A 23762-nucleotide genomic window follows, 5' to 3' on the forward strand; every position below is an offset into this window, starting at 1 on the left:
TCCCGCGCGGCGAGCACGGGTTGACCCGAGCGGCGGCCCGACGACGCGCCTCCTCGTCCCGTCCCGTCCCCCCGGAAAGCAGTCACGATGTCGATCTCCGAGACCACCGCCCCCTCCACCCGCCGCACCGCCGAGACGCGCGTGCCGCTCGTGCCCCTGCTCGACGAGCGCTGGAGCCCCCGCTCGTTCGACGCCACCGCCACGATCAGCGACGGCCAGCTCGACGCCCTGCTCGAGGCCGCCCGTTGGGCCCCCTCGGCGTCGAACCAGCAGCCCCGCCGCTTCGTCGTGGCCCGCCGCGGCACCGCCGACTTCGACACGCTCGTCGGCGCGCTCGTCGGCTTCAACGCCGCCTGGGCCGACAAGGCCTCGGCCCTGATCGTCGGCATCGCCGAGACCTCGACGGTCGAAGGCGAGACCCGTCCGTTCGCCCGCTACGACCTCGGCCAGGCCATCGCGCACCTGACCGTCCAGGCCCACGCCGAGGGGTTCCACACCCACCAGATGGCCGGCGTCGACTTCGACGTCGTCCGCGCCGCCTTCGAGCTGACCGACAACCTCGAGCCCGTCACGGTGACGGCCGTCGGCGTGGTCGACGAGGCCGACAAGCTGGCCGAGGCGCTGGCCGAGCGCGAGGTCGCCGAGCGCACCCGCCTCCCCCTCGACGAGCTGGTGCTCCGCCGCAGCTGACCCGCGACGGTGGCGGGTCGACCAGACCCGCCACCGCGCTCAGCGCACGACGACCCGCAGGCCGCCGCTCTCGCGAGGCCGCACCTCGACCGTCCACCCGTGAGCCCGGGCGATCGACGCCACGATCGCGAGTCCGAGACCGCTGTGTGGGGTGGCCGGTGCGCTGACGCAGCGCCGATCGTCGCCGTCGGCGCGGACGAACGGCCGCGTGAGGGTCGCCGCGGCCTCGTCGGACACCCGTCGCCCGGTGTTCTCGACCACGAGCAGCGCACCCTGTTCGTCGGCCACGCGGACCCAGCCCCCCGGCTCGTTGTACTCGATCGCGTTCGCCACGAGGTTGCGGATCAACTGATGCAGCAGGACTTCGTCGGCTCGGACGGTCGCCCCCGCCGCGATCTCGACGCGGACGGTCACGAAGGAGGCGCGTGCCGCGTCCGCGAGACCCGTCGCGACTCGTTCGGTCGCCTCACGCAGGTCGATTGCTTCAGCGGACATGGCCGGCCCGCGGTCGGCCGTGGCGAGCGTGAGCAGACTTTCGACGAGGTGCTCGCCGCGCCGGTTCATCTCGAGCAGCTGATCGCGAATGGCCGGCACGTCGGCGGTGGCCGGGTCGTCGAGTCCGATCTGCAGAGCGGCGCGTTGCACGGCCAGGGGCGTCCGCAGCTCGTGCGACGCGTAGGCGACGAATCGGCGTTGTGACTCGAACGAGGCCTCGAGCCGGTCGAGCAGGTCGTCGATGGTGTCGGCGACCTGGGCGATCTCGTCTCGCGGGCCGTCGAGGGCGATGCGTTCGTGCAGCGTGCTGGCGGTGACCCGTCGGGTCGTCGCGACCACGTCTTCGAGCGGCCGCAGCATGCGGCGGCTCATGAACAGCCCGATGCCCCCGGCGGCGAGCGCCGCGACCACCGTACCGATCACCGACCACAGCATCTGTTGCCCTCGGGCGAAGTCCGCCACGTCGGCGACGGCCGTGAACGCGACCACGTCCGGGCTGTCGTCCATGAGCTCAGGGGCCCCCGCCACCGCCTCACCAGACGCCAGACCCTGTGGCGCCACCGCGACGTCTTCAGCGGCCCCGGATGCCGCGGAGACGGGACAGGGCGAGAGGTCGTCCCCGACGTCGAGCGGGGTGCCAGAGCAGTTGCCGTAGTCGAAGACTGCGATCTCCTGACTCAGACCATGGCTCGTCGCCCACGCCACGCCCGCCAGCACCAAGGCGCAGAGCCCCGCCGAGACCAGCGCGAAGGTGACGGCGACCCGGACGCCGATGCTCCAGCTCCGAGGTCGGGCCCATGACGGTCGCCACGAGAACGCCTGGAGCGGCCGCGTCACAGCCGGTACCCCCGGCCGGGCACGGTCACGATCGGGTCGGGCACCCCGAGCTTGCGTCGCAGCTTGCTGACGGTGACGCGAACCGCATTCGTGAACGGGTCGATGTTGACGTCCCACACCTTCTCGAGCAGGTCTTCGGCGCTGACGATGCGTCCGTCGGCCGCCATGAGCACCTCGAGCACCATGAGTTCTTTCGTCGACAACCCGAGGTCGTGGCCTGATCGGGTCGCCGTGTGCCGCGCGATGTCGAGGACGATATCGCCTGCCCTGAGCACGGGCGGTGTTGCCGGACCCGTGCGACGCGCCAGGGCCCGCACCCGCGCCACGAGCTCGGGGTAGTCGAACGGCTTGGGCAGGTAGTCGTCCGCTCCGAGCTCGAGACCGGCGACGCGATCGGGCAGGTCGCCGGCCGCGGTGAGCATCAGGATGCGCGTGCTGTCACCCCTCTCGGCCACGCGCCGGGCGACCACGTCGCCATGCAGACCGGGCAGGTCGCGGTCCAGCACCACGACGTCGTAGTCGTTCACCGCGAGCATCTCGTCGGCGTCGTCGCCGCGATAGGCGACGTCGACGGCCATCGCCTGGCGGGCCAGACCGGACACGACCAGATCGGCGAGGGCCCTCTCGTCGTCCACCACGAGCACGCGCATGTCGATCCTTCCGTCAAACCCGTCGAAACTCCGGATTTGATATTACTTCATCTGACGTTTCGTGGGTATAACGTCTCGGGATACGTCGAGGAAACGTCCTGGCAGGTGAACTTGGTGTCGTCCTGACGAAAGGAATCGCCATGCCCCTCCTCCACCGGCCGACCGGCCCGCTCCCCCGCTCGCGTGCCTCCCGCGGCACCGTCTTCACTGCACTGGCCACCGCCGCTCTCGTGCCCGTCCTGCTGTCCGGCTGCAGCACGAGCCCCGACACGTCCGATGGCAGCTCACCTCGTGCCGGCGACACGGCGAAGGTCGGCCAGTGCGTCCGGGACAAGGGCTACGACGTCGACGACTCCGACTTCGTCGGGGTCGGCACCTTCCGGCAGCCCGACGGGCTCTCCGTCGACGAGGCCGACATCTTCGCCCAGGTCGTCGCGACCTGTTCAGAAGGCACGTCCCTCGCCATTCCCGGCGACCCAGGCGGGTCGAACTCCGACAACGACGACCAGCTGCTGAAGCTCACGGCATGTCTCCGAGCAGCAGGGTTCACCGACGTCAAGGACCCGGTCGACGGCGTCTGGTTCCCCGACGAGGCGTACGAGAACGACCCGTCCTATCTAGCCGCCACGGACGCCTGCGTCGCCGAGGTCGGCCTCAAGGCGTCGCGCTGACATACCGACCGCGCCACCCCGCATTCCGACCTCACCACCCCACCACCTCGACCTCGACCTCGACCTCGACCTCGACCTCGACCTCGACGAAAGACGACGACCATGATCCGCATCACCTCTGACCCCCGTTCCCGGTTCGCCCTCGGCTTCACCGGCGCGACCCTGCTCGTGACCGGCCTGCTGGCCGGCTGCACGACCTCCGACCGCAACTCACCGGAAGCGTCGCCCTCGGGTGACTCACGCAGCGCTTCTGCGCAGTTGGGCCAGTGCCTCCGCGCAGCGGGGTACGACGTCGACGACCCCGACATCAGCAAGGGCATCGTCATCGTTCCGCCGGACGGAGTCGACGCCGACGAGTACGCGAAGGACTTCCAGACGTGCGCCGACGGGGTCGGCGGCGACCTGGCCGGGTCCGGAGAGGTGGATCCCGCCACGACGGCGAAGCGGCAGAAGGCCTCCCTCAAGGTCGCGCAGTGCATGCGAGACAAAGGCTTCGACGACTTCCCCGACCCGGTGGACGGCTTCTTCACCGAGAAGATGAGCACCGACCAATCCGACCCCACGGCGGCGGCCTTCACGGCGTGCGATGCCGAATTCGGCGTCGAAGGTGACAGCAAATGAGCCGCCGACCCGCTCGCTGGGCCTGGCTCGCCGTGGCCGCGGTGACCTGCACGGCGACCCTGGCCGGGTGCACGACGGCGTCCGAGACGTCCGAGGGCCCCGCCGCAGCCTCCGCCGCCGCGGCGAACCGCATCGCCACGCCGGTCTCGAAAGGCGACCTCGTCGATGGCAAGCGCGTCCCGGGCAGCCTGGGTTACGGCACCCCGGTGCCACTCACGGCGGCCGGGGCCGGCACGGTCACCTGGCTTCCCGGTTTCGGCGACGTGATCGCTCGTGACGGCACGCTGTACTCGGTCGACGAGGTACCGGTCCGGTCGATGCACGGCGACGTCCCTCTGTGGCGCACCCTCGAACAGGGGCAACGTGGGGCCGACGTCGACCAGCTCAAAGACAACCTGCGCGCCCTCGGCTACGAGGTCGCCGACGACGACCGGTTCGACGCCGCGACCAGGCGGGCAGTCGTCCGCTGGCAGAAGGACCGCAAGCTCGAGCAGACCGGCACACTCGGGTCCTCCGAGATCGCGTTCGTCCCGGGCGACATCCGGGTCGGCGCCCTGCGAGGCCGTGTCGGCGACCCGGCGGGTCAGCCGGTCTACGGCTACACCGCCACGACGCTCGTCGCCACGGCGACGGTGCAGGCCGGCGACCAGGTCCGATTCCCCACCGGAGGCGCGGTGCAGGTGGGCCTGCCCGACGGCACCCGGGTGCCGGGCACGGTGCAGGCCGTCGACACCCCACCGGCGAAGGGCGACGGCGAGGGCGGCGGGGGTGACGACGACGGCAAGGTCACCGTCCTGGTTCGTCTCGACGCCCCGCTGCCCGACGGTGTGACGACGGCGACGACCGTCGACCTCGTCGTCGAGGGCGAACGGCGCGAGGGGGTGCTGTCGGTCCCCGTCACCGCCCTGGTCGCCGGTGACGACGGGTACGCCCTCGAGGTCGTCGAGCCGGACGGCACCACTCGCCAGGTGCCGGTCACGACCGGCTTCTTCGCCGAGGGACGCGTCGAGGTCTCGGGCGACGGCATCGCCGAGGGCGACGAGGTCGTGGTGCCGTCGTGAGCGCCCCGACGACCGTGACGGGCGTGGACGAGGCGGCCCGCGCCTCCTCGTCCCCCGGCGCGGGTGGCGACGAGATCGTGCTCGAACTGGCCGCTGTCACCAAGCGGTACGGCGACCTGGCGGCCCTCGACGACGCCGGCCTGGTCGTGCGCCGGGGCGAGTTCGTCGCCGTGGTCGGGCCGAGCGGTTCGGGCAAGTCGACCATGCTCAACGTGATGGGCACGCTCGACCGTCCCACCGAGGGCACGGTACGGGTCGCGGGTCGTGACATCGGCGAGCTGTCCGACGACGACGTGTCGCGCCTCCGGGCCGACCACATCGGCTTCGTGTTCCAGCACTTCCACCTCGCCGCCGGCGCCACGGCGACCGAGAACGTCGCCGACGGTCTGCTGTACGCCGGGGTGCCCCGGCGCGAGCGTGTCTCCCGTGCCCGCGTCGCCCTCGAGAAGGTAGGTCTCGGTCACCGTCTCGACCATCGTCCGCACGAACTGTCGGGCGGTGAGAAGCAGCGGGTCGCCATCGCCCGGGCCATCGTCGGCGAACCGACCCTGCTGCTCGCCGACGAACCGACCGGGGCACTCGACTCGACGTCGGGGGCGGCCGTGCTGCAGCTGCTGCACGACCTCAACGCGGGTGGCACGACGATCGTCGTCATCACCCACGACCTCGCCCTCGCGGCCTCGCTGCCTCGTCGGGTGCACGTGCGCGACGGCGTCGTCAGCGCCGCTCCCCCACCGGCCGGAGGCGCGGCGGCGCAGTCCGCGCGGGTCGCCTCGTGAGCACGCGCGCGGCCCGAGACCGTCGCCGCACGGGACGGGTCTCGCCCCGCGACCTGCTCGGGCTCGGGGTGTTCGGCCTACGGACCCGGCCCACCCGGGTGGTGCTCTCGGCCCTCGGCATCGCGATCGGCATCGCGGCCATGATCGCGGTGGTCGGCATCTCGTCGTCGAGCCAGGCGGCCCTCGACCGGGTCCTGTCGGGCCTCGGCACGAACCTGCTGCAGGTGCAGCCCGGTGAGACGTTCACCGGCGACACCGTGCCCCTGCCCAAGGACACCGTGCCGGTCCTGCAGCACCGGGACGACATCGACGAGGCCGCGGCCATCGGCCGGATCACGGGGCAGAACGTCTACCGGAGCGACCGCGTGCCCGCCGGCGCGTCCGGCGGGATCTCGCTCGACGCGGTGCAGGGCGATCTGCAGTCGGTCCTCCGCGCCGAGCTCGTGTCGGGCACCTGGTTCGGGGCGGCATCGTCCGACCTGCCCCAGGTGGTCCTCGGCGCCACCACCGCGGCCACCCTCGGCATCGACGAGGTCCGGCCGACGACCAGGGTCTGGATCGCCGGGCGTTGGGTGGCCGTCGCGGGCATCCTCGCACCGATGCCCCTGGCACCCGAACTCGACAGCTCGGCGTTCGTCCCCGCCACCGGGGCCGAGGCACAGTTCGGCTTCGACGGGCACCCGACCCAGGTCTACGCGCGGGCCGACCCCGAGTCGGTGACCGCGGTGCGCGACCTGCTGGCCCGGGCCGTCAACCCGGCCGACCCCCGGGGCGTGTCGGTGAGCCGCCCGTCCGACGCCCTCGCCGCCCAGCAGGCCACCGAGGCCTCGTTCACGGGCCTCTTGCTCGGCATCGGCGGCGTGGCACTACTCGTCGGCGGCATCGGCGTCGCGAACACCATGGTGATCACGGTGCTCGAACGCCGTGCCGAGGTGGGGGTGCGCCGTGCCCTCGGCGCCCGACGACGGCACATCCGCGACCAGTTCTTGGTCGAGTCGCTGCTGCTGTCGCTGCTCGGAGGCACGGCCGGAGTGCTGATCGGCGGTGCCGTGACGGCCGTCTTCGCGGTGTCGCAGGGGTGGCCGGTCGTCGTCCCCGTGTGGGCCGTGGGCGGTGGGCTCGCCGCCACCGTCGTCATCGGTGGGCTGAGCGGCCTGTACCCGGCGTCCCGCGCGGCCCGCATCCCGCCGACGTCGGCCCTCGCCGCGGTCTGAGCCGTCAGGCCACGAGGGGCCGGGCCGGGCTGTGCCGTGCGGTGTGGGGCCGCGCCGGATCGTCCGGCGCGGCCCGTCAGCGCCCAGCCCGCCCGTTGCCGTCCGCCTCGCGCACGGCCGCGACGAATGCCCGGATGCGACCGACGTCCTTCACCCCGCGGGCGGACTCGACGCCCGAGCTGACGTCGACGCCGTCCGGGCCGAGCTGTCCGACGAGCGAGGCGACGTTCTCGGGGGTGAGCCCTCCCGCCAGCACCCAGTCGCGGGTCGGAGGGGACGCACGCAGCGGTCCACCGTCGAAGGTGGCTCCGGCACCGGGCTCGACCGCGTCGAGCAGCAGGGCGTCCTCGCCGTAGGCCGCTCGCCGTTCGTCGTCCTCGGCCAGGTACGCCGCCGCACTCACGGCGCGGACGACCCGGAAGCCGGCGGCCCGCACATCGGCGACGTCGGCCGGCGTCTCGTCACCATGCAGCTGGACCGTCGTCACCCCCGAGGCACGAGCGAGCTCGAGCACCTCGGCGACCGGCTGTCCGCGGAACACGCCGACGGTCTCGACGGTCGGGGGCACCCCGTCGACGAGGTGGGCGGCCGTCCGGGCGTCGACCGTGCGGGGGCTGCCGGCGGCGAGGACGAAGCCCACGGCGTCGACGCTCGCCGCCACCGCGGCATCGACCGACTCGGGGGTCGACAGCCCGCAGATCTTGATCCAGGTGTGCATCACCTCAGTGTGCCGCCCTGGGCCGGTCGGCGCACCGGGCGGCCCGGACGACGAGCCCGAGCATCACCGCGTACGAGACGACGGACGCACTCGACCAGACGGCGATCGACGTCGTCACGGTCGCACCGGCGAGGCTCGAGCCGACGATCGCCCCGGAGGTGGCCACGAGACGCGCGAGGTCCCAGGCGAGCTGGGTGCCCTGCCGTTCGAGGAGGGGCAGGAGGCGCGACACCGGGGACGCGACCAGTTGCGCCCCGAAGGCGGGCGCCAACAGCATCGCCGAGGTCGCCGCCCCGGACCAGGCCTCGCCGAACACGACCGGGAACGTCACGGGGGCCGCCAGGACGCAGACGACGAGCCCGACCACCGCCAGAGCGGCGAGGGGCAGCAGCACACGACGCACCGAGGCTTCGACGCCCCCCGCACGACGTCGCACGATCGCGCCCGTCTGCCCGTCGACCTGCAACGCGACGGCGTCGGCGACGATGCCGACCGGGCTGCCGAGCACCCGCATGGTCAGGGCCAGAGCCCCGATCGACGGTGAGCCGTGCAGGGCGGCGAGCAGCAGCATCGGAGCCTGCTGCCCCATCACGTTGATCAGGCCGGACCATGTGCTGACCAGCGGGAAGCGCCGGTAACGCGACACCACGGCCCCCACGAGACGCCCCCGGACCCGACGACGGCCCGGAGGTCGGACGGTCGCGTGAGGGGGTCTCAAGTGTTCCGGGGCGTGGCGGCGACGGGTGCCGACCAGCGCGGTGGCCCGGCCGACCGCGAGCCCGAGCACGAGCCCCCACGATCCCCCGAGCGGCGCGAGGGCGAGGTTGCAGGCCACCTGCCCGAGACCTTGCAGCGCCGAACGACGACCGAGGGCCACGTAGTCGCGGCGCCGGGCCAGGCTGCTCGTCACCACGCGCTGCAGGGCGACGGCGAGCACGGTGACCGGGCAGACCCACCAGGCGTCGACGAGCAGCGGGGTGCCCGTCGCCTCCGCCCAGACGTGTCGCCCGGCGTACGCGACGACCCCGGCGATCGCGCTGATGGTCACGACGCTCATCACGGCGAGCAGCACGACCGCCCGGGCGGCGCCTTCGGCCCGAGGCACGACGACGGCGCGATCCCAACCCAGCGGCGCGACCGCCCCGACGATGCTCGAGAGCGCCGTCACCACGGCGAGCGCTCCGAGGTCGCCCGGGCCGTAGAACCGGGTGATCAGGGGGGACGCCGCGAGCACCGCACCCTGACCGACCACGCTGCCGAGCAGCACGCGCGAGGCCGGCCGTGCGAGTCGACCGCGCAGACGGCGCCTCACCCCGGGTCGCGGGTCGGACGCCTCGACGGCGTCGGACGACTCGGCAGCGGTCACGCCGACGCTGCGGTGGCGGCCTGCTCGAGCCGCGCGGTGATGGTCCCGTCGCCGATCGCGGTGACGAAGGCCGACGGCCAGCGCGCGGTGTCGAGCACACGTCGGCCGTCGACGACCGACCGCACGCCCGGCACGTCGGAGTCGCGCCACGTGCGGTACTCGGCGTGGTCGGCCTGCACGATGACGGCGTCGGCCGGCTCGCCCCGGTGGTACGCCTCGAAGCCGAGTGCGGCGAGCTCGGCGTCGTCGTGGAGCGGGTCGTGCACGAGGACGCGCGCCCCGCACTTGGCCACCGCGGCCACGGTGTCGAACACCCCCGAGAAGGCCGTCTCCTTCACTCCGCCGCGATAGGCGGCGCCGAGGACGACGACCGTCTGGCCGGCGAGTCGCCCGTGCACCCGACGCAGCAACCCGGCGGCGTGCGTCGGCATGGCCGCGTTGCGGGCGCGGGCCACGCGGACGGTCTCGGCGTCGGGGTCGTTCCAGAGGTAGAGACGCGGGTACACCGGGATGCAGTGGCCGCCCACCGCGATGCCGGGCTGGTGGATGTGGCTGAACGGCTGCGAGTTGCACGCCTCGATCACCTGGGCGACGTCGACGCCGACCGTCTCGGCGTACCGCGCGAACTCGTTGGCGAGCCCGATGTTGACGTCGCGGTAGGTCGTCTCGGCGAGCTTCGCCATCTCGGCGGCCTCGGCCGAACCGAGGTCCCAGACGCCGTTGGGGCGGTCGAGGTCGTCACGGGCGTCGAACTGCAGCACCGACTCGTAGAACTCGACCGCGCGGCGCGCCCCCTCGGGCGACAGGGCCCCGACCAGCTTGGGGTAGCGGCGAAGATCGGCGAACACCCGACCGGTCAGCACGCGCTCGGGCGAGAACGCCACGTGGAAGTCGACGCCCTCGCGCAGGCCGCTGCCCGCCTCGAGTCGGGGCGCCCAGCGCGACCGGGTGGTGCCGACCGGCAGCGTGGTCTCGTAGGCGACGAGCGTGCCCGGGGTGAGCTGCGCCGCGAGCGACTCGGTCGCCTGGTCCATCCAGCCGAAGTCGGGTCGGGCCTCGTCGTCGACGAAGAGGGGCACGACCACCACGGCGACGTCGCAGCCCGGCACGGCGTCGGCGTAGTCGGTCGTGGCCCGCAGGGCACCCGACGCGACCACGTCGCGCAGGCGCCGGCCCAGGTCGTGCTCGCCGGGGAAGGGTTCGACGCCCGCGGCGACCTGTTCGACGACGGCCGACGAGACGTCGACGCCGACGACGGTGTGGCCCGAGGAGGCGTACTGCACGGCCAGGGGGAGGCCGATCTTGCCGAGTCCGATGACGGTGATGTTCATGGGTTCCTGCTCTGTGTGGGGTCGTGGAGGGAAGGGGGTCGGGCCGGACGGCGAGGGGACGGGTCGCGCCCGTCAGACCCGGATCAGGGAGGCGCGGGGGTCGACGGGCAGGCCCGTCGCGGCGGACTCGATGGCCGCCTCGGCGACGCGGAGCGTGTCGAGACCGTCGCGGAGGGTGACGACCCGGACGGGCCCCTGGCCGCGGACGGCGTCACGGAAGGCCTCGTGCTCGAGCACGAGGGGCTCGCGCTTGGTCAGGGCGAAGCGCGTCATCGAGCCCTCGGCGACGCCTCGGAACGCCGAGACGGCGTCCCAGGCGGTGTCGACGGTGGCGTTCTCGTAGAAGGTCAGGTCGGCCGTCAGCGTGTCGGCGACGAACGAGCCGCGCCACCCGGTGACGACGGTCAGCCGCTCTTTGAACGGCGAGAGCCAGTTGACCAGGTGGCTGGTCACGGTGCCGTCGTCGAGTCGGCCCGAGAAGGCGACGAGGTCTTCGTGCGGCCGGCCGCTCTTGTGTGCGGCTTGCCCGTAGACGCTGCGGAACGGGCTGCGGGCGAGCCAGGCGGTCAGATCGATGTCGTGGGTGGCCAGGTCTTTCACCACGCCGACGTCGGCGATGCGCGAGGGGAAGGGCCCCTGGCGACGCGTGGCGATCTGGTAGACGTCGCCCGCGTCTCCGGCCTCGAGACGTGCCCGCAGCGACTGCAACGCCGGGTTGTACCGCTCGATGTGACCGACGGCCCCGACGAGCCCGCGCGTCTCGAAGGCGTCGACGAGTCGGGCGCCCGCGGCGGCGTCGTGCGCGACGGGCTTCTCGATCAGGACGTGCACCCCGGCCTCGGCGAGCTGAAGGCCGACGGCCTCGTGGTAGGCGGTCGGGACGGCGACGACCGCCGCGTCGATGCCGAGTCGCAGCAAGCCCTCGACGTCGTCGACGAAGGGTCGGTCGCCGGCGACGCCGTGGGGGTCGCCGCACGCGTCGGCGACGGCGACCAACTCGACGCCCTCGACCTGGCGCAGGACGCGGGCGTGGTGACGCCCCATCATGCCGAGGCCGATCAGTCCGGTGCGCACGGGTCGCGCGGCGCTCATCGGCCGGCTCCCGCGACGGTCTCGACCGCGGCGACGATGCGGTCGAGCTCGTCGTCGGTGACCGACGGGTGCACCGGCAGCGAGAGGACCTCGCGGGCGGCACGCTCGGTCTCGGGAAGGTCGACCTCCAGGCCGAACGAGGGCAGACGGTGCACGGGGGTCGGGTAGTAGACGCCCGTGCCCACGCCGTGCTCGAGCTCGAGCGCCCGTGCGAAGCCCGCCCGGTCGTCGGGGACCCGCACCGTGTACTGGTGGAACACGTGGGTGGCCCCGGCCGCGACCGTCGGCGTCTCGAGCGACGTGATGCCGGCGGACAAGCGCGACGCGGCGACGCGCCGGCGCTCGGTCCAGCCGGCCAGCTTGCGCAGCTGGACCCGACCGATGGCGGCGTGCAGGTCGGTCATGCGGACGTTGAACCCGACGACCTCGTTGGCGTAGCGCTGTTCCATGCCCTGGTTGCGCAGCAGCCGCAGCAGCCGTTCGACCTCGGGTTCGACGACCGAGATCATGCCCCCCTCGCCCGAGGTCATGTTCTTGGTGGGGTAGAGGCTGAACGCGCCCGCGACGCCGAACGTGCCGACCGGGCGCCCCGCCCAGGTCGCGCCGTGCGCTTGGGCCGCGTCCTCGATCACCAGCAGGTCGTGCTCGTCGGCCAGCTCGGTGAGGGCGGTCATGTCGGCCGGGTGGCCGTAGAGGTGCACCGGCATGACGGCTCGCGTCCGGGGGGTCAGGGCAGACCGCACCGACTCGACGTCGAGGCAGTAGTGCCGGGGCTCGATGTCGGCGAAGACCGGGGTGGCCCCCACGAGGCAGACGGCGTTCGCCGTGGCCGCGAAGGTGAACGACGGCACGATCACCTCGTCGCCGGGCCCGATGCCCGCCGCGAGCAGCCCGAGGTGCAGGGCCGTGGTGCCCGAGTTCACGGCGACGGCGGGCCGGTCGGCGAGCAGCTCGGCCGAGAACTCGCGTTCGAAGGCGGCGACCTCGGGGCCCTGCGCGAGCATGCCGCTGGCCATGACGGCGTCGACGGCACGGCGTTCGTCGTCGCCGATCAGCGGTCGGGCCGCCGGGATGGGCGGCGCGCCCGTGGTCGTGGGGGTTGTGGCAGTCATCTGTCTTCCTCTCGGAGGGCGTCGCCGTGGACGCGGTGGCGGGTGCCCGTGACGGGGCAGACGAAGAGGTCGCCGTCGGCGACGAGGGGGGCACCGGCACGCCCCACCCAGCCGATGCGGCGCGCGGGGACGCCGGCGACGAGAGCGTGGTCGGGCACGTCGCGCGTGACGACGGCGCCGGCGGCGACCATGGCCCACCGACCGATCGTGACGGGGGCGACGCAGACGGCACGCGCCCCGATCGAGGCGCCGTCGCCCACCCGGATGCCGACCGGCACCCAGTCGGACGCGCCCTTCAGGGCACCGTCGGGCGTGACGGCTCGCGGGGTGCGGTCGTTGGTCAGGACGACGGCGGGGCCGACGAACACGCCGTCGCCCAGCTCGGCCGGCTCGTAGACGAGGGCGTCGTTCTGGATCTTGCACCGGTCGCCGACCACGACCCCGGCACCGAGGTAGGCACCGCGGCCGACGATGCAGTCGTCGCCGAGGCGTGCCCCCTCGCGGATCTGTGCGAGGTGCCAGACGCGGGTGCCGGCACCGACGACCGCGGCTGCGTCGACGTCGGCCGTCGGAGCACAGGAGGCGCGCCTCGCGTCGGTGCTGTCGGTCGCCTCTCGGCTCGGGTCGGGCTGGGCAGGGCTTGTCGGTCGCATCTGGTCCTCCGGTTCGGGTCATGACCAGAATACGACATGTCGTCATTCAATGCCAGCACAAAAATATCATGCGCTGCTCTTCTCTTCCGAGAAGCGACCGCGTAACATTTTACACACGACAATCCGAGGAGAACCCGATGAGGCCGAGCCGCCGCCCCGTTCCGAACCCCAGCCCGCAGGCGCGAGCCGTGTACGAGACGGCCAAGCGCATGGTCGACGTGGCCTGCGCCTCCTCGGCCCTCGTCCTGCTCTCGCCGGTCGTGCTGGGCGTCGCCGTCGCCGTCGCCGTGCGGCTCGGTCGGCCGGTGCTCTTCCGTCAGACGCGACCCGGTCTGCACGGTGAGCCGTTCACCCTCGTCAAGTTCCGGACGATGCGCGACGTCGACCCCGCGGCCGGCCTGGTGACCGACGCCGACCGCTTGACGCCGTTCGGGCGACTGCTTCGCTCGACCAGCCTCGACGAGCTGCCCAGCCTGGTCGGGGTGCTGACCGGACGACTCAGCCTGGTGGGCCCTCGCCCACTGCTGATGCGCTACCTCCCGCTCTACGACTCCGAGCAGTCCCGGCGGCACGACGTGCGACCCGGCCTGACCGGCCTGGCGCAGGTCAGCGGCCGCAACGGGCTCGACTGGGACGAACGACTGCGCCTCGACGTCGACTACGTCGACCGGCGTGGCCCCCTGCTCGACCTGCAGATCGTCCTGCGGACGATCGGCTGCGTCCTGCGCCGCACCGGCGTGACCGATGCCGGCCAGGTCACCTGCCGTCCGTTCGACGGATCGAGCACCTCGGCCGAGGCCGCCGACCGGCCCGGCGCATCCGTCGGCGTCGACGCCCTCGCGGACGGGGTCGCGGCGTGACCGACGGCCTGGTCGTCGTCGGCGCCGGCGGAATGGGCCGCGAGACGATCGACGTGGCCCGCGCGGCGGGGCGAGAGGTGGTGGGAGTCGTCGACGACGGCCCGTCGTCCGCCGACCTCGACCGACTCGCCCGGTCGGGGGTCGCCCACCTCGGTGACCTCGACGGGTGGCTGTCGTCCGGCTCGACGACTCCCTGGGTCGTCGCCGTCGGCGACCCCACCCTGCGCCGCCGTCTCGCCGCCCGCCTCGTGAGGGTGGCCGCACCCGCCCCTGCTCTCGTGCACCCCGCGGCGACGCTCGGCTCGGACGTGCTCATCGGTGACGGCACGATCGTCTGCGCCGGCGTCCGCGTCTCGACGCACGTGCGGCTCGGTCGTCACGATCACCTGCTGTCCAATGCCGTCGTCGGACACGACGTGGTCGTCGGCGACCACGTCAGCATCAACCCCGGTGCCGTCGTCTCGGGCGCGGTCCGCATCGGTGCCGACACGATGATCGGCGCCGGGGCGACGGTGCTGCAGCAGCTGACGGTCGGTGCGCGCAGCGTCGTCGGGGCCGGCGCCTGCGTGGTCCACGACGTCACCGACGACGTCGTCGTGCGAGGGGTGCCCGCCCGATGAGCGAACGCATCGTCTGGGTGGTGAACCACTACGCCACGAACCACGAGCGGGACGGCCGCAGCGGTCGACACGAGCAGTTCGCCCGACGCCTGACCGATCACGGCTGGCGGGCGGTGCTGATCGCCGCGAGCACCGACCATCCGAGCGGCCGCCAGGGCTTCGGCCCCGGGCGGCTCCGTCGGCGGTGGCGCGGTCCGACCCACGACTTCGTCTGGCTGCGGGGCGTCTCGTACGCCCGGTTCCGAGCCGCCAGGGTCCTCGACGTCCTGCTCTTCACCGCACTGGTCCTGCTGCCCGGGAGCCTGCGCGACCTGCCCCGGCCCGACCTCGTCGTGGGGTCGTCGGTGCACCCGCCGGCCGCCTGGGCGGGGTCGGTGCTGGCCCGCCGCCTGGGCGTGCCGTTCGTCTACGAGCCGCGCGACCTCTGGCCCGAGACGCTCGTGCAGTTCGGGGCGATCGGTCGACGGTCACCCGTGACGAGGGTGCTCGCCCTGCTCGAGCGCCTCTGCACGATCCGAGCGGCACACGTCGTGTCTCCGCTCGAAGGTGCCGGGCGCTACCTCGCCGGTCGTGGCCTGCACGCACCCTTCACCTGGGTTCCGAACGGCGTCTCGCCCGAGCTCGACCACGACGGAGACGGCGACACGAGAGACATGGCAGCCGGAGCCGACCCCACGACGGCCGTCGCCCGTGCCCGGTCGTCGCTCTCGACGGACGCCCCGTTCGAGATCACCTACCTCGGGTCGATGGGCCCGGCGAACGCCCTCGGCCCTGTCGTCGACGCCTTCGACCGGGCGGCGAGCCGGCCGGGCGGCGAGCACCTCGTGCTCCGCCTCGTCGGAGCCGGCCCTGAGCGGCCGGTCCTCGAACGCCGTGCCGCGGCCGGGCGCCATGTCGACCGCGTGGTCTTCGAGGGCCAGGTGTCGCAGCGTCGGGCCCGGGCCATCGGCCGCCGCGCCGACTGCCTCGTGGCCAACCTGCTGCCGCTCGACCTGTACCGGCACGGCACCTCGCTCAACAAGTTCTTCGAGTACCTTCTGCTGGCCAAGCCGGTCGTGCTCGGTGCCTCCGTCCCGAACGACCCCGTGACCGACTCGGGGGCGGGCCTGCGGGTCGACGGAGGGGACGTCGACGGGCTCGCCGACGCCTTCACCGCCGTCGCGGCGATGACCCCGGCCGAGCGCGCCGAGAGGGGCGCCCGGGGGCGGGCACACGTCCTCGCGCACTACGACTTCGACCTGCTCACCGCTCGGCTCGCGGACGCCTTCGACGCAGCGACCGATGCCGCGATGGTGCGCGACGGCCCGACACCCACCGTCCTCGGGGCGCGATCATGAGCGCCACGATGACGACGGCGCGTGGGTCCCGTCCCGCGCCGGCGACCCGGCGTGCGTCGTCGTCCTCCGCGAACCTCCCGCCGTCTCCGTTCTCGTCGCCCTCGAACCGGTCCGAGACGATGAGTCGTCTCGTCGCGCACCTCCTGATGATCTCCGCCGGCACCGTCGTGTACGCGCTGTCGCTGCACTGGGTCTACGCGCAGCTCGTCACGGTGCAGTTCGCCTACGCGGGCTTCACGTACCGCGCCGCGCCTCCTCAGCTGACGATCGCGACCACCGCGCTCGCCTGCGCGGTCGCCGTCACGCTGCCGCGCCGACCCGCGCGGGTCTCGCACGTCGTGTTGTGGGTGCTCTTCGTCGTCGGAGTGGCCCCGGCCGTCCTGATGGGCGCCTACACCGGGTACCTCAGCGCCTCCGAGGCATTGGGTGCGAGTGCCACGATCGCCGCGGGCTTCGGCCTCGCGACCGTCGGCACCCGTCTGCTCGATGCCCGCGAGGCCGCGAAAGGAGGCGCCTCGCCGAGCCCGTTCGCACCCCGCCCCGGGGCGGACCCGCGTCGGCGCCTGCCCCCCGGCACGGCATTCTGGAGCATCTGCGGGCTGCACTCGGCCCTGACCTACGGGGTCATGGCTGCGACGACCGGCATCTCCCTGACGTTCGTCGCCCTCGACGACGTCTACGACGTGCGGGCGGCCTACCGAGAAGAGACACAGGCGTACGGCCTGCTCGGCTACCTGCTCAGCAGCCAGGCCAACGTCGTCAACACCGCGATCATGGCCCGCGGCACGACGCGCCGCAACGTGCCGTTGATCGCCGTCGGCGTGCTCGGGCAGCTCGCGCTGTACTCGGGCACCGGGTTCAAGACGATCCTCTTCTCGTTCCCCGCCGTCCTCGTGATCGCGCTCGCGACGCACGTCAGGCGCGGACGCGTCCGTGGCACCGGTCTCGCCTACGTCGTCGGCCCCGTCGTCCTCATGGTCGTCGCCGCCTTGGCCGACGAACTCCAGGGCGGACTGCTCTGGACGTCTCTCTTCGCCCGGAGGTTCTTGATCACCCCCGGCCTGCTGACGAGCGTCTACGTCGACTTCTTCGACGAGAATCCGCCGGCGATGTTCGGGCGGAGCTTCTTGCGTTGGTGGGTCGACTCGCCCTACGACCGGTCCATCGCCCTCGAGGTGGGGCAGTACCTGCAACCCGGGGGCTCGGTGGCAGCCAACGCGAACCTCTTCGCCGACGGGTTCGCCAACTTCGGCCACGTCGGCGTGATCGGCATCGGACTCGTGCTGCTGGCCTTCCTCCGATTCGTCGACTGGGCCGCCAGGGGGCTGCCCCTGACGGCCGCGGCCATGGTGATGCTCATGCCGAGCATCACCCTGACGAACACGTCGTTGACCACCGCGATGCTCTCGCACGGCCTGGCCCTGGGCACGTTGGTCCTCGCCGTGGCCCCGCGCTCCGGGTGGTACCGACCGGGCGGCGATTCGAGCTGAGGTGACGCGGCGGGGGCGGGACGCCGGCGCTCCGCTCCCCGACCGCCGGTACCAGCCCACGCTGAGCTATAGTGCTTTCATGCCTCATGCCCACATGTCTCATGCCGGGGCGGTGATCGGTCGATCCACGCCTCCGACGTTCGACCGGCGACGCCTGCTGGTGACGGGGGCCGTGGCGAGCCTCGGGGGCCTCGGGTCGTCGATCCGCGCCTCCTCGGCCCGGGCCGTCGAGGTGACCTCGTCACCCGACACGGTCGTCGACGACACGGGCGTCACCGACCTCGACGAGGCGCTGGCTCTCGTGCCGACGGGCGGCGAACTGGTCGTCACCCGCCCGTGGCGACGCACGCGTCCCCTCGAACTCGATCGACCGATGACCCTGCGGTTCGTCGGCGAAGGCGCCCTCGACACCACGGCCGACATCAGCGTCGTCCGCGTGACGTCGTCGGCCGTCGACGTCGTCGGCGCCGTGGTCCGGGGGCCCGGTGGTCGACGGGCCGGTGCGGGGCGCGGCATCGATGTCGTCGGCACCGCCGAGCGCCCGCTCGACGACGTACGACTGGTCGGCGGTCACCTGTCGGGGCTCGCGCACGACGGGGTGAGAGCCGAGCACACGAGCGGCCTGGTCGTGCACGGGCTCGAGATCGGCGACGTCGGCTATGCCGGAGTGCTGCTGCGCACCTGCGTCGACGGGGCCGTGCGCGCGTGCACGGTGAGCGACGTGCACCAACCGTCGCCCTACGTCAACAGCTACGGCATCATCGTGACGCGCGACGACACCCTGCCCCTGACCGTCACCGGTCGCTCGGCGCGACTGACGATCGAGGGCAACGTCGTCACCGGCGTCCGCTCGTGGGAGGGCATCGACACCCACGCCGGCGACCGCATCGTCGTCCGCGACAACAAGGTGCGCGACTGCCGCGTGGGCATCTCGATCGTGCCGTGTCGTGACGAGGTCGACCTGTCGTACCGACACGCTCCGACGGCCTTCGTCGTCGCCGGCAACACGGTCGAGCGCATCACCCTCGACACCCCCGGGGCTGGCATCGTCGTCAAAGGGGCCGGCTCGACCGTCGGCGACGCCGCCGAACGCGCGACCGGCTTCGTCACCGACAACGTCGTCCGGGGGCACGGCGGCGGCACCGAGGCCGGGGTGCTGCTCTACCTGACCCGCGACGTGGTGGTCAGCGGGTCGGTGCTCGACCGTTGTGTCGACCGGGCCATCTCGCTCTACCACTCGAACGACGCGATCACCGTCACGCGGACGGTCGCGACAGGCCTCCGCTCGTCGACACCAGGAGGCGCAGCGGCGGTCGTCGACGTCCGCAGCGCGTCGAACTCGGCGACGGTCTCGGCGACGCGGTTCGTCCGTGACGGCGGCGAGACCGGGCCCGTCCGAGGCGTGGCCGTCGCCACGGCCTCGAACACGGTCGACCTGCTGGCGAACGACTGGTCGGCAGCCGATCTCGCCGTCTGGAACCGCGGGGCGCTCGTGCGCCGGTGGGCGGACGGGGCCTGACGAACGGGGCGGCGAGACCGGCCGTCCGGCCCGTGACCCGGACCGACGTCAGGAACGCGCCAGCGCAGGACCGTCACGGAGGGGCACCGCGCCCCGCGCACGCGCGCGGCGCCGACTCGGACGTCGGCGAGGGGCCCCAGCGTGGGCGACGGCAGCGACGGGGCCGGGGCCGTCGCCCCCCGGTGCGGCGAAGGCGCTCCCTACCAGGTCGGCCGTGACGGCGAGCTGCCTCGCCACCCGCCGGTGCACGCCGGCGCGTCGCCCGATCGGGTCGGTGACGTCGTCGTCGTCCGGGTTCGCCGGTCGGCGCACCAGCCCGCGGGACCGGACGACGGCGTCGACGACGACGAACGCACGCCCCCGCTCGTCAGCGGCCGGCACCCCACGACGCGCCCTTCCGCCACCCGCGGCGTCGGACGAGGCCGAGCTCGAGGCCGGCGAACCGACCTGCTCGACCTCGAGCGCCTCGGCCAAGCGCGCGAACTCGAGGATGGTGAAGACCCGCGTGGCGGCTCGGGGTGAGCGGCGCACGACGTCACGGCGATGGCGGCGACTGGCCACGAGCACGAGGTCGGCGTCGTCGATGTCGGCGTCGTCGAGTTCTCGGGCGGTGTGCCCGTCCAGTTCGACGCCCACGCGCCGGGCGGCGAGGACGGTTGCGGCCGGTGGGGTCGCCCCGGCGATCGCCTGGGCGCCCCGACTCGTGACGACGGCGTCACTGCCGAGCCGGTCGGCGAGCAGGGCGGCGAAGAGAGGCGACCGGCAGAGGTTGCCGGTGCACACGACGAGGACGCGCAGCCGGTCGGACGCGATGGACGCCGGCGCACCGACGGACGGGGTGCGGGTCATGACGCACCACGCTGGGTCGAGGCGAGCCGGGGAGCCGCTCCGGCCGCCGACGCGGGCGCACCGATGAGGTCGCGGTACAGCGCGAGCAGGGTCGCCTCTTCACCGTCCCACGAGAAGTCGTCGACGGCGGCGCGACGTGCGTTGCGCCCGTGCCGGTCGAGCAGCTCGGGATCGGCTGCGTAGGCCGCGAGCGCTGCAGCGACCGCGTCGGGGTCGTGGGGGTCGACGAAGGTCGCGCAGTCGAGGTCGCCGAGCAGGCGACGCCAGAGCGGGAAGTCGCTGACCACGACGGCGAGGCCGGCGGCCATGTACTCGAAGAGCTTGGTGGGCAGCGAGTTGAGGTGTGCGGCCGTCGGCTCGAAGGTGACGAGCCCCACCCGCGAGGTGAGCAGCAGATCACGCGTCGCCTCGGGGGCGAGCCGCCCGTGGAACACGATCGGCAACCCGTCGGTTCGCGGGCGGGCGGTCAAGTCGGTCGCCTGGGGCGCTGCGACGTGGCCGGCGAGCTCGAGCCGCCATCCGGCCGGGAACGCCGCCGACCGGGTCAGGCCGGCGACGGCCGCCGACCCACGGTTCTGGGTGAGCGCGCCGACGTAGACGACGACCGGGTCTCGGTGGCTCGGGGGCTGCGCCGAGGACTCGAGCTGCCTGAGTCGTGGGAAGTTGCGGACGAGTGTCGTCTTGCCCACCGGGTAGGTCTCGGCGATGCTCTCGGTGGCGGCGACGACGCGATCGGCGCTGGACGCCAACCGCACGGCCGCCTGGGCGACGGCCCGGGCGGCCGGGGCCACGAGGGGCGAGATGTAGGCCTTGGACATCACCTGGTCGGGGAGGTCTTCGTGGGCGTCGACGATCACGCGTCGGCCGAGCAGCCGCAGCAGAGGCACGCCCCAGTACAGCTCGGGGTCGTGCAGGTGGCAGACGCGGGCGCCCGACCGGGCGGCCAGCCACAGCGCCTGCGCACTGCTGACGACCACGCGCGATCGTCGACGACGGCGCGGGATGGTGACGACGTCGACGCCGGTGGGCCCGGTCGTCACGTCGCTCTCGACGGCGACGAGCCGCACGCGGTAGCCGGCAGCCGCAGCACCGGCCGCCTCGCGCAGGTGCACGCGGTTGTCGGTCCAGGGATGCGCGCTCGAGACGTGCGTGATCTCAGGTCGTGACGTGGTCATGGTCTTCCCTTCAGGCGGACGAGTCGGCGCAGCCCGCGGGGGGCGTCCGGGGTCTCGGCGTAGTAGTAGTACCGCGAATCGGAGCGGCGGCGCGGGCTCATCGAGAGCACCGCGGCGCGGGGTGTGTCGCCCACGGCGTCGAGCCGCTCGAGCGAGGTCGTGACGTGGGCGCGCCGCGTACGCCCCGAGGCGACGACGAGCAGCATGCTCGTGACCATCTCGCTGATCAGGGCCGCGTCGGTGACCGACAGCAGCGGCGGGGTGTCGATCAGGACGACGTCGTACCGAGTGCAGAGCTCGTCGACCAGCGCCTTCATCGCCCCCGAGCTGAGCAACTCGCTCGGGTTCGGCGGCACGTCGCCGGCCGGCAGCACCCCGAGGGCGTCACCGCCCCACGGCTGCACGACGTCGTCGAGCTCGACCCGGCCGATCAAGAGGTCGGACAGGCCCACCGCACCCTCGATGCCGAGCACCTTGGCCAGGTTGGGGCGCCGCATGTCGGCGTCGACGACGACGACTCGCAGCCCCGCCTCGGCGAGCGAGACGGCGAGGTTGGCCGTCGTGGTCGTCTTGCCCTCGCCCGGCCCCGCCGAGGTGACGGCGAACACGCGGGCCGCCAGCCCCGACCCGAGGAACCTGATGTTGGTGCGCAGCATGCGGAAGGCCTCGGCGTGCAGGCTGCCACCCCCGTCGCGGACGACGACCGGGCGACGGCGCACCTCGGGGTCGAAGGGGATGTCGCCCACCACGGCCAGGTCGTTCTCGTCGACGAGGTCGCCCTGCCCGCGCACCTTCGTGTCGAGCACCTGCCGCAGCAGCGCGCCGAGGGCGCCTGCCGCGAGGCCGAGCAGCAGGCCGAGGGCCACGTTCGCGACGGTGTGCGGGGTGGCCGGCGACGACGACATGGCCGCGGGCTCGACGACCTCCATCGTGACCGAGGGCACGCCGGGTGCGAACTCTGGCTCGAGCTCGGTCGTCACCACCGACCGCAGGCTCTCGGTGACCGCGTCGGCCAGCTCGGCAGCACGCTGCGGGTCGACGTCGGACACGGTGACCGACATGATCGTCGACGCCGTCGGCGAGCTCGCCGAGACCGCCGCCGTCAGCGATTCGAGCGTCAGCGGTGGGCCGACGTCGCGCACGACCGGGTCGAGCACGCGCGGCGTCGTGACGAGCGAGGTGTAGGTCTTGATCTTCTGCTGTGCGGCGTTCGAGCCGGACGCGATCTCCATCGCGGTGGTGTCGGCCTGCCCGCGCACCGCGACGAACAGCTTGGTGCTGCTGACGTAGGTCGGGGTCGCCGAGGCCGAGATCGCGACGCCCGCACCGCCCCCGATGACCAGGCCGACGAGCAACAGGTACCAGCCGGCGAGCAGGGCTCGGAAGATGTCGGTCACACGCACGAGTGGGGCCCTTCGGGTCGAACGCCAAACTGGCGATGTTTCATATTCTACCGTGATGCCTGCCGTACCACAAGAGCACGTCGAGCGTCGACGGCGACGTCACCCTCGTCAGCCGCCGAAGCGGGCGAGCATGGCGTCGACGGCGCGGGTCGCCGCCCGGCCGTCGCCGTAGGGCGTGGCGTCGGTCTGCGGGCAGGTCAGCCCTGCCAGCCGCTCGGCCATCTCGACCGGCCGGTCGCCGACCAGCTCGTTCCAGCCGAGGGTGACCGTCTCTGGCCACTCGGTGTCGCTCCGCACCGTGACGCACGGGCGCCGTAGCAGGAAGGCCTCCTTCTGCAGGCCGCCCGAGTCGGTCACGACGCCGTCGGCACCACCGAGCAGGTCGACCAGTTCGGGGTAGCCGACCGGGGGCGCGACGACGACGCCCGGTCGGTCGAGCGCGACACCGGACGAGCAGGCGCGGGCCCGCAACCGAGGATGCGCGAGCAACAGCACGGTGCGGCCCGATCGCCCCACCGCCTCGAGCCCGTCGAGGACGTCGCCGAGCCGCTCGGGGTCGTCGGTGTTGGCAGGACGGTGCAGCGTCGCGAGGACGTAGGGGGACGTGGGTGCCAGGGACGCCGAGGAGGCGATCCGCGCCTCCTCGGCTCTGAGCGAGCGGTCGCGGTCGCGGACCGCGAAGAGGACGTCGGTCATGACGTCGCCGACGAGGACGGTGCGGTCACCGAGACCCTCGGCGCGCAGGTGCTCGACGGCGCCGGTGGTGGGAGCGAGGCAGAGGTCGGCCGCGTGGTCGGTCATGACCCGGTTGTGCTCTTCGGGCATCGAACGGTTGAACGACCGCAGGCCCGCCTCGAGGTGCGCCACCGGGATGCCGAGCTTCACCGCCGCGAGCGTCGCGGCCAGCGTCGAGTTCGTGTCGCCGTAGACGAGCACGGCATCGGGGCGCCTACGCTCGAGCACCCCCTCGAGGGCCTCGAGCATGCGGCCGGTCTGCGCTCCGTGGGGGGCCGAGCCGACGTCGAGGTGCTCGTCGGGCCGGGGGATGTCGAGTTCGTCGAAGAAGACGTCCGACATCGCGGCGTCGTAGTGCTGGCCGGTGTGGACGACCACGTGGTCGCACCGGCCGGCCAGCGCTCGGGCCATGGGGGCCAACTTGACGAACTGGGGGCGGGCGCCCACGACGCTCATGATCTGCATGTCAGTATTTTACATGCAG

At 72.9% G+C, this 23762-nt stretch carries 23 protein-coding genes; 11 read left to right on the forward strand and 12 right to left on the reverse strand.

Annotated elements, in window-relative coordinates; all coding sequences use genetic code 11:
* Nucleotides 1–87: 87 nt before the first annotated feature.
* On the forward strand, nucleotides 88–690 hold the full coding sequence (locus tag ITJ55_RS12455) for a nitroreductase family protein (protein ID WP_194595697.1): 603 nt from the start codon (nucleotides 88–90) through the stop codon (nucleotides 688–690).
* Between the two features lie 39 nt (nucleotides 691–729).
* On the opposite strand, the gene ITJ55_RS12460 is transcribed toward ITJ55_RS12455, so the two are convergent.
* Together ITJ55_RS12460 and ITJ55_RS12465 are read right to left on the reverse strand one after the other, a co-directional pair.
* On the reverse strand, nucleotides 730–1692 hold the full coding sequence (locus ITJ55_RS12460; RefSeq protein ID WP_194595698.1) for a HAMP domain-containing sensor histidine kinase: 963 nt from the start codon (nucleotides 1690–1692) through the stop codon (nucleotides 730–732).
* 326 nt (nucleotides 1693–2018) lie between these two features.
* Nucleotides 2019–2672, reverse strand: a complete 654-nt coding sequence (locus ITJ55_RS12465) for a response regulator transcription factor (protein WP_194595699.1) — start codon at nucleotides 2670–2672, stop codon at nucleotides 2019–2021.
* A gap of 140 nt (nucleotides 2673–2812) precedes the next feature.
* Here ITJ55_RS12465 and ITJ55_RS12470 point away from each other — a divergent pair, with 140 nt between their 5' ends.
* The 5 genes from ITJ55_RS12470 (at nucleotide 2813) to ITJ55_RS12490 (ending at nucleotide 7018) form a co-directional block, all read left to right on the forward strand.
* Complete coding sequence (locus tag ITJ55_RS12470) at nucleotides 2813–3343, forward strand: hypothetical protein (protein ID WP_194595700.1); 531 nt, start codon at nucleotides 2813–2815, stop codon at nucleotides 3341–3343.
* A 168-nt stretch (nucleotides 3344–3511) separates the two neighbouring features.
* Nucleotides 3512–3964 (forward strand): hypothetical protein, encoded by a 453-nt coding sequence (locus tag ITJ55_RS12475; RefSeq protein ID WP_194595701.1) that lies wholly within the window; start codon nucleotides 3512–3514, stop codon nucleotides 3962–3964.
* Nucleotides 3961–5025: a peptidoglycan-binding protein gene (locus ITJ55_RS12480; protein WP_194595702.1), complete on the forward strand. Its 1065-nt coding sequence runs from the start codon at nucleotides 3961–3963 to the stop codon at nucleotides 5023–5025. The genes ITJ55_RS12475 and ITJ55_RS12480 overlap by 4 nt, the downstream gene beginning before the upstream one ends.
* 74 nt (nucleotides 5026–5099) lie before the next feature.
* On the forward strand, nucleotides 5100–5804 hold the full coding sequence (locus ITJ55_RS12485) for an ABC transporter ATP-binding protein (RefSeq protein ID WP_370544189.1): 705 nt from the start codon (nucleotides 5100–5102) through the stop codon (nucleotides 5802–5804).
* On the forward strand, nucleotides 5801–7018 hold the full coding sequence (locus ITJ55_RS12490) for an ABC transporter permease (protein ID WP_370544157.1): 1218 nt from the start codon (nucleotides 5801–5803) through the stop codon (nucleotides 7016–7018). The genes ITJ55_RS12485 and ITJ55_RS12490 overlap by 4 nt, the downstream gene beginning before the upstream one ends.
* A 76-nt stretch (nucleotides 7019–7094) precedes the next feature.
* On the opposite strand, the gene ITJ55_RS12495 is transcribed toward ITJ55_RS12490, so the two are convergent.
* From ITJ55_RS12495 to ITJ55_RS12520, 6 genes are all read right to left on the reverse strand, one after another.
* Nucleotides 7095–7736 (reverse strand): phosphoribosylanthranilate isomerase, encoded by a 642-nt coding sequence (locus ITJ55_RS12495; protein ID WP_194595703.1) that lies wholly within the window; start codon nucleotides 7734–7736, stop codon nucleotides 7095–7097.
* A gap of 4 nt (nucleotides 7737–7740) precedes the next feature.
* Nucleotides 7741–9102 (reverse strand): oligosaccharide flippase family protein, encoded by a 1362-nt coding sequence (locus ITJ55_RS12500; protein WP_194595704.1) that lies wholly within the window; start codon nucleotides 9100–9102, stop codon nucleotides 7741–7743.
* Entirely contained in the window at nucleotides 9099–10433 is a 1335-nt protein-coding gene (locus ITJ55_RS12505) for a nucleotide sugar dehydrogenase (RefSeq protein ID WP_194595705.1), read from the reverse strand. Before ITJ55_RS12505 ends, ITJ55_RS12500 begins: the two co-directional genes overlap by 4 nt.
* A 72-nt stretch (nucleotides 10434–10505) precedes the next feature.
* Nucleotides 10506–11525, reverse strand: a complete 1020-nt coding sequence (locus tag ITJ55_RS12510) for a Gfo/Idh/MocA family protein (RefSeq protein ID WP_194595706.1) — start codon at nucleotides 11523–11525, stop codon at nucleotides 10506–10508.
* Nucleotides 11522–12637, reverse strand: coding sequence for a DegT/DnrJ/EryC1/StrS aminotransferase family protein (locus ITJ55_RS12515; RefSeq protein ID WP_194595707.1), 1116 nt, complete (start codon nucleotides 12635–12637; stop codon nucleotides 11522–11524). Before ITJ55_RS12515 ends, ITJ55_RS12510 begins: the two co-directional genes overlap by 4 nt.
* Nucleotides 12634–13290 (reverse strand): acyltransferase, encoded by a 657-nt coding sequence (locus ITJ55_RS12520; RefSeq protein ID WP_194595708.1) that lies wholly within the window; start codon nucleotides 13288–13290, stop codon nucleotides 12634–12636. The genes ITJ55_RS12515 and ITJ55_RS12520 overlap by 4 nt, the downstream gene beginning before the upstream one ends.
* A 137-nt stretch (nucleotides 13291–13427) precedes the next feature.
* On the opposite strand from ITJ55_RS12520, the gene ITJ55_RS12525 reads away from it, so the two are divergent.
* The 5 genes from ITJ55_RS12525 to ITJ55_RS12545 all read left to right on the forward strand — a co-directional run bounded on the left by ITJ55_RS12525 (nucleotide 13428) and on the right by ITJ55_RS12545 (nucleotide 19116).
* Complete coding sequence (locus ITJ55_RS12525; RefSeq protein WP_228498513.1) at nucleotides 13428–14150, forward strand: sugar transferase; 723 nt, start codon at nucleotides 13428–13430, stop codon at nucleotides 14148–14150.
* Entirely contained in the window at nucleotides 14147–14770 is a 624-nt protein-coding gene (locus tag ITJ55_RS12530) for a NeuD/PglB/VioB family sugar acetyltransferase (RefSeq protein WP_194595709.1), read from the forward strand. The genes ITJ55_RS12525 and ITJ55_RS12530 overlap by 4 nt, the downstream gene beginning before the upstream one ends.
* A complete protein-coding gene (locus ITJ55_RS12535) occupies nucleotides 14767–16107 on the forward strand; it encodes a glycosyltransferase family 4 protein (protein WP_194595710.1) in 1341 nt (446 codons plus the stop codon). The genes ITJ55_RS12530 and ITJ55_RS12535 overlap by 4 nt, the downstream gene beginning before the upstream one ends.
* Nucleotides 16108–16226: 119 nt before the next feature.
* Nucleotides 16227–17597 (forward strand): hypothetical protein, encoded by a 1371-nt coding sequence (locus tag ITJ55_RS12540; protein WP_194595711.1) that lies wholly within the window; start codon nucleotides 16227–16229, stop codon nucleotides 17595–17597.
* Nucleotides 17598–17676: 79 nt separating this feature from the next.
* Nucleotides 17677–19116, forward strand: coding sequence for a right-handed parallel beta-helix repeat-containing protein (locus ITJ55_RS12545; protein WP_194595712.1), 1440 nt, complete (start codon nucleotides 17677–17679; stop codon nucleotides 19114–19116).
* A gap of 48 nt (nucleotides 19117–19164) precedes the next feature.
* Here the strand turns inward: ITJ55_RS12545 and ITJ55_RS12550 are convergent, their stop codons facing one another.
* The 4 genes from ITJ55_RS12550 to wecB form a co-directional block, all read right to left on the reverse strand.
* Entirely contained in the window at nucleotides 19165–19965 is an 801-nt protein-coding gene (locus ITJ55_RS12550) for a low molecular weight phosphatase family protein (protein WP_194595713.1), read from the reverse strand.
* Nucleotides 19962–21140, reverse strand: a complete 1179-nt coding sequence (locus tag ITJ55_RS12555; protein WP_194595714.1) for a glycosyltransferase — start codon at nucleotides 21138–21140, stop codon at nucleotides 19962–19964. The genes ITJ55_RS12550 and ITJ55_RS12555 overlap by 4 nt, the downstream gene beginning before the upstream one ends.
* Complete coding sequence (locus tag ITJ55_RS16540; RefSeq protein ID WP_194595715.1) at nucleotides 21137–22537, reverse strand: polysaccharide biosynthesis tyrosine autokinase; 1401 nt, start codon at nucleotides 22535–22537, stop codon at nucleotides 21137–21139. Before ITJ55_RS16540 ends, ITJ55_RS12555 begins: the two co-directional genes overlap by 4 nt.
* A gap of 114 nt (nucleotides 22538–22651) precedes the next feature.
* Nucleotides 22652–23743, reverse strand: coding sequence for a non-hydrolyzing UDP-N-acetylglucosamine 2-epimerase (gene wecB, locus ITJ55_RS12565; protein ID WP_194595716.1), 1092 nt, complete (start codon nucleotides 23741–23743; stop codon nucleotides 22652–22654).
* Between the last annotated feature and the right edge of the window lie 19 nt (nucleotides 23744–23762).

Source organism: Frigoribacterium sp. VKM Ac-1396, assembly GCF_015350895.1.
Taxonomy (GTDB): domain Bacteria; phylum Actinomycetota; class Actinomycetes; order Actinomycetales; family Microbacteriaceae; genus Frigoribacterium.

Coding starts and splice junctions, on each gene's coding strand:
- ITJ55_RS12495 (WP_194595703.1), bottom strand. CDS start 7,736: ATGCACACCTGGATCAAGATCTGCGGGCTGTCGACCCCCGAGTCGGTC.
- ITJ55_RS12535 (WP_194595710.1), top strand. CDS start 14,767: ATGAGCGAACGCATCGTCTGGGTGGTGAACCACTACGCCACGAACCAC.
- ITJ55_RS12520 (WP_194595708.1), bottom strand. CDS start 13,290: ATGCGACCGACAAGCCCTGCCCAGCCCGACCCGAGCCGAGAGGCGACC.
- ITJ55_RS12515 (WP_194595707.1), bottom strand. CDS start 12,637: ATGACTGCCACAACCCCCACGACCACGGGCGCGCCGCCCATCCCGGCG.
- ITJ55_RS12480 (WP_194595702.1), top strand. CDS start 3,961: ATGAGCCGCCGACCCGCTCGCTGGGCCTGGCTCGCCGTGGCCGCGGTG.
- ITJ55_RS12545 (WP_194595712.1), top strand. CDS start 17,677: ATGCCTCATGCCCACATGTCTCATGCCGGGGCGGTGATCGGTCGATCC.
- ITJ55_RS12525 (WP_228498513.1), top strand. CDS start 13,428: ATGAGGCCGAGCCGCCGCCCCGTTCCGAACCCCAGCCCGCAGGCGCGA.
- ITJ55_RS12465 (WP_194595699.1), bottom strand. CDS start 2,672: ATGCGCGTGCTCGTGGTGGACGACGAGAGGGCCCTCGCCGATCTGGTC.
- wecB (WP_194595716.1), bottom strand. CDS start 23,743: ATGCAGATCATGAGCGTCGTGGGCGCCCGCCCCCAGTTCGTCAAGTTG.
- ITJ55_RS12455 (WP_194595697.1), top strand. CDS start 88: ATGTCGATCTCCGAGACCACCGCCCCCTCCACCCGCCGCACCGCCGAG.
- ITJ55_RS12555 (WP_194595714.1), bottom strand. CDS start 21,140: ATGACCACGTCACGACCTGAGATCACGCACGTCTCGAGCGCGCATCCC.
- ITJ55_RS12505 (WP_194595705.1), bottom strand. CDS start 10,433: ATGAACATCACCGTCATCGGACTCGGCAAGATCGGCCTCCCCCTGGCC.
- ITJ55_RS12510 (WP_194595706.1), bottom strand. CDS start 11,525: ATGAGCGCCGCGCGACCCGTGCGCACCGGACTGATCGGCCTCGGCATG.
- ITJ55_RS12550 (WP_194595713.1), bottom strand. CDS start 19,965: ATGACCCGCACCCCGTCCGTCGGTGCGCCGGCGTCCATCGCGTCCGAC.
- ITJ55_RS12540 (WP_194595711.1), top strand. CDS start 16,227: ATGAGTCGTCTCGTCGCGCACCTCCTGATGATCTCCGCCGGCACCGTC.
- ITJ55_RS12460 (WP_194595698.1), bottom strand. CDS start 1,692: ATGGACGACAGCCCGGACGTGGTCGCGTTCACGGCCGTCGCCGACGTG.
- ITJ55_RS12470 (WP_194595700.1), top strand. CDS start 2,813: ATGCCCCTCCTCCACCGGCCGACCGGCCCGCTCCCCCGCTCGCGTGCC.